General features: G+C 61.9%; 4 protein-coding genes. 3 read left to right on the top strand and 1 reads right to left on the bottom strand.

All coding sequences use genetic code 11. From position 1 onward, the window contains the following. Positions 1-86 precede the first annotated feature (86 nt). Positions 87-1,037: a DUF1853 family protein gene (locus tag AC1DSG_RS29185; protein ID WP_477793971.1), complete on the bottom strand. Its 951-nt coding sequence runs from the start codon at positions 1,035-1,037 to the stop codon at positions 87-89. A 108-nt stretch (positions 1,038-1,145) separates the two neighbouring features. On the opposite strand from AC1DSG_RS29185, the gene AC1DSG_RS29180 reads away from it, so the two are divergent. The 3 genes from AC1DSG_RS29180 to AC1DSG_RS29170 form a co-directional block, all read left to right on the top strand. Next, positions 1,146-2,036, top strand: coding sequence for an NAD(+) kinase (locus tag AC1DSG_RS29180; protein ID WP_477793970.1), 891 nt, complete (start codon positions 1,146-1,148; stop codon positions 2,034-2,036). Continuing rightward, positions 2,036-3,007, top strand: a complete 972-nt coding sequence (locus AC1DSG_RS29175) for a metallophosphoesterase (protein ID WP_477793969.1) — start codon at positions 2,036-2,038, stop codon at positions 3,005-3,007. The genes AC1DSG_RS29180 and AC1DSG_RS29175 overlap by 1 nt, the downstream gene beginning before the upstream one ends. Next, positions 3,004-3,476: rhomboid protease N-terminal domain-containing protein (locus AC1DSG_RS29170; RefSeq protein ID WP_477793968.1), on the top strand; the 473-nt coding region annotated here is incomplete at its 3' end. The genes AC1DSG_RS29175 and AC1DSG_RS29170, both read left to right, overlap by 4 nt.

The following is a 3,476-nucleotide window of genomic DNA, read 5'->3' as shown; positions in this document are numbered from 1 at the left end:
CGCTCCCACATTGAATTTGCGCCATACAGAGATCAAATGTGGGAGCGGGCTTGCCCGCGAAGGGGCCAGTCCATACACCACACATCTCAACCACTACCCGGCACATTCGGCCAAAGATCCGCCACCAGAAACAACCGTTCCGCTTCCTCCCATTCCCCCTCGGCATTCTCGACCAGGCGCACCAACAATTGCGCGGGCGCCAAGGGCTCCAGTTCACTGAGCCAGGCACTCAGTTGCTCGCCGTTCCAGGTCTGCTCTGCGGGATAATGCGCCGGCGCCAGCCAGGCGTGGCGGGGCAGGGGTTGCCAGCGGCCGAAGGGGCGCTGCACGACAAAGTCCGCCCAGTCTTTCTGATGCAGCCAGCTACCGCGCAAATGCTGCGGATGCGCACCCCCGGGTGGTTCGGCGCGTCCCGGCCACGGATACAGCAGGTAGCCGCCGAGCCACAGGTGTGCACTGAACTGCTGGATATCCAGGGCCGCCAGCACTTCGCGACTTTCGCTGCGGGCAGAAATGGGCAATTGATGATGAGCCAGGTGTGCCAGCTTGCGGTCGAGCCGATCATGGCAACCGGGACCGAGCCATTGCGCAGTGTCATGCCCGTCGCCGTTTTGCGGCCCGAGATAGAGCTTGATCGCCAGTTCCAGGTGATGCACGCCGTCGCGGTCGCGCAGCAGCATGTCCAGTTCGCCCAGCGTGTGGCCTTCACGGCGGATCGGCAGGTTGGCGGCAATCAGTTCGATCCCCGGCGCGTGACGCACCGCATACTGCCACAGGCGCTCGTAATACAGGCCCAGACGCCGGGTGCGGGCCTGGGACAGCCAGTGCAGCAAGTCATAGCTGTCACGGTCCAGTTGCCGCAGCCAGCGCTCCAGGCGTTGCGGTTCTTGCACCCACTCGCTGCCGGCCAGCGGGTGGCGCTGCGRCCACGGCGTATCGACGAGCATCGGCGGCGCGAGGATGACCCAAGCCAGGTCGCGCACTTCGGGGTGGCGCAACTGATGGGGCAACGAGAGCAAATCGGGAAATAGGATCATCTTGCGAGCATAGCCCTAAACCTGAGTACACCCTTGTGGCTGAAAGGATTTTGTCTATCCCGCGCTTTCGCCCATAATCGTCTTTTTCGCCGTCCTTGCAGGAACCCCATGGAGCAATTTCGTAATATCGGCATCATCGGTCGCCTGGGCAGTTCCCAGGTGCTGGATACCGTCCGCCGACTGAAACGGTTTCTGCTCGATCGTCACTTGCACGTGATCCTCGAAGACACCATCGCCGAAGTCCTTCCCGGTCATGGCCTGCAAACCTCGTCACGCAAGATGCTCGGCGAAGTCTGTGACATGGTGATTGTGGTCGGCGGTGATGGCAGTCTGCTCGGCGCCGCCCGGGCGCTGGCCAAGCACAATACTCCGGTGCTGGGCATCAACCGCGGCAGCCTCGGTTTCCTGACCGATATCCGTCCTGACGAGCTGGAAGTCAAAGTCGCCGAAGTGCTCGACGGCCACTACCTGGTGGAAAACCGCTTTCTGCTGCAAGCCGAGGTCCGCCGTCATGCCGAGGCCATCGGTCAGGGCGACGCCCTCAATGATGTGGTGCTGCATCCCGGTAAATCAACGCGGATGATCGAATTCGAGCTGTACATCGACGGCCAGTTCGTGTGCAGCCAGAAGGCCGACGGCCTGATCGTCGCGACGCCCACCGGTTCGACCGCCTACGCGCTGTCGGCGGGCGGACCGATCATGCACCCCAAGCTCGACGCTATTGTGATTGTGCCGATGTACCCCCATACCTTGTCGGGCAGGCCGATTGTGGTCGATGGCAACAGCGAGCTGAAAATAGTCGTGTCCAAGGATATGCAGATTTACCCGCAAGTCTCCTGTGACGGGCAAAATCACTTCACCTGCGCCCCCGGCGACACCATCACCATCAGCAAGAAAGCGCAGAAACTGCGGCTGATTCATCCGCTTGACCACAATTACTATGAAGTCTGCCGGACCAAGCTCGGTTGGGGCAGTCGATTGGGTGGTGGAGGCGACTGATGCTCGATCCCGCGCGTAGCTACGACCTGATCGGTGACGTGCACGGTTGCGCTCTGACCCTTGAGCACTTGCTCGACCGGCTCGGTTATCAAAAACAAGGCGGCGTCTGGCGGCATCCGTCGCGCATGGCCGTGTTTGTGGGCGACATCATTGATCGCGGCCCGCGAATTCGCGAGGCGCTGCACATCGTCCATGACATGGTCGAGGCCCGCCAGGCTCTGTGCATCATGGGTAACCATGAATTCAACGCACTGGGCTGGAGCACGCCGGCGCTACCGGGCAGCGACAAGCAGTTCGTCCGTGAACACACGCCGCGTCATGCCCGATTGCTCGGTGAAACCCTGACCCAGTTCCAAGACCATCCGGGAGACTGGCATGACTTCCTGCAATGGTTCTACGAGCTGCCACTGTTCGTTGACGCCGGCCGCTTCCGGGTGGTGCATGCGTGCTGGGATTCGGGCCTGATCGAACCCTTGCGCAGGCTGTTCCCCAACGGCTGCGTGGATGAGCATTTCCTCCAGGCGTCGGCCGTGCCGGGCAGTTTCGCCTGCACCGTGTTCGACCGGCTGCTGCGCGGCACCGACATGCGCTTGCCCCATGGTTTGACCATGACCAGCGGCGACGGTCTGGTGCGCTCGTTCTTCCGTACCAAATTCTGGGAAGACGACCCGCAAACCTACGGAGACATCGTGTTCCAACCTGACGCGTTGCCCGAGCCGGTGGCGCAGACGCCCCTGACGTCCACGGAAAAAAACACTCTGCTGCGTTACGGCGCCGATGAGCCACTGTTGTTCGTCGGCCACTACTGGCGCAGCGGCAAACCAGTGCCGATTCGCCCGAACCTGGCCTGCCTGGATTACAGCGCCGTGCTCTACGGCAAACTGGTTGCCTATCGGCTGGATCAGGAAACCCGGCTCGATCCGAATAAATTTGTCTGGGTCGATGTTGAACGGCCGGAGGTGCTGCAATGAGTGTTGTTGCCGTTTTGCGTCTGCCGCTGGCGGTGGACTTGAGCGGGTTCGTCAAACTGCTGCAGCGTATGCAGGTGCCGCATCGCGTCAGCGAAGAGTCGGGAGAACAGGTGCTCTGGGTGCCTGCCAACATCAGCGAGGACGTGCGTTCGCTGTACGAACGCTTTCCCGCCGGTGACCCCGATCAGCAACTGGACATTCCGGCGGTGCAAACCATTCAGCGCCCCGGTTTTGTCGAGCAGCTGCGCTACGCCAAGGCGACCGCGGCTGTTTTGCTGCTGAGCATCCTCGTGGGTGCGGTGACGCTGCTGGGCGAAAACCTCGACACCATGCGCTGGCTGACCTTCCTCGATTTTCGCGTGGTCGGCGAGTACATCCATTTCGTGCCATTGGCCGACAGCCTGGCGGCGGGGCAGTGGTGGCGACTGATGACGCCGATGCTGCTCCACTTTGGCATCCTGCACCTGGC

The organism is Pseudomonas sp. P5_A12, from assembly GCF_056400685.1.
Note: the sequence above shows the minus strand (reverse complement) of the source record. Positions and strands in the feature narration are given on the sequence as shown.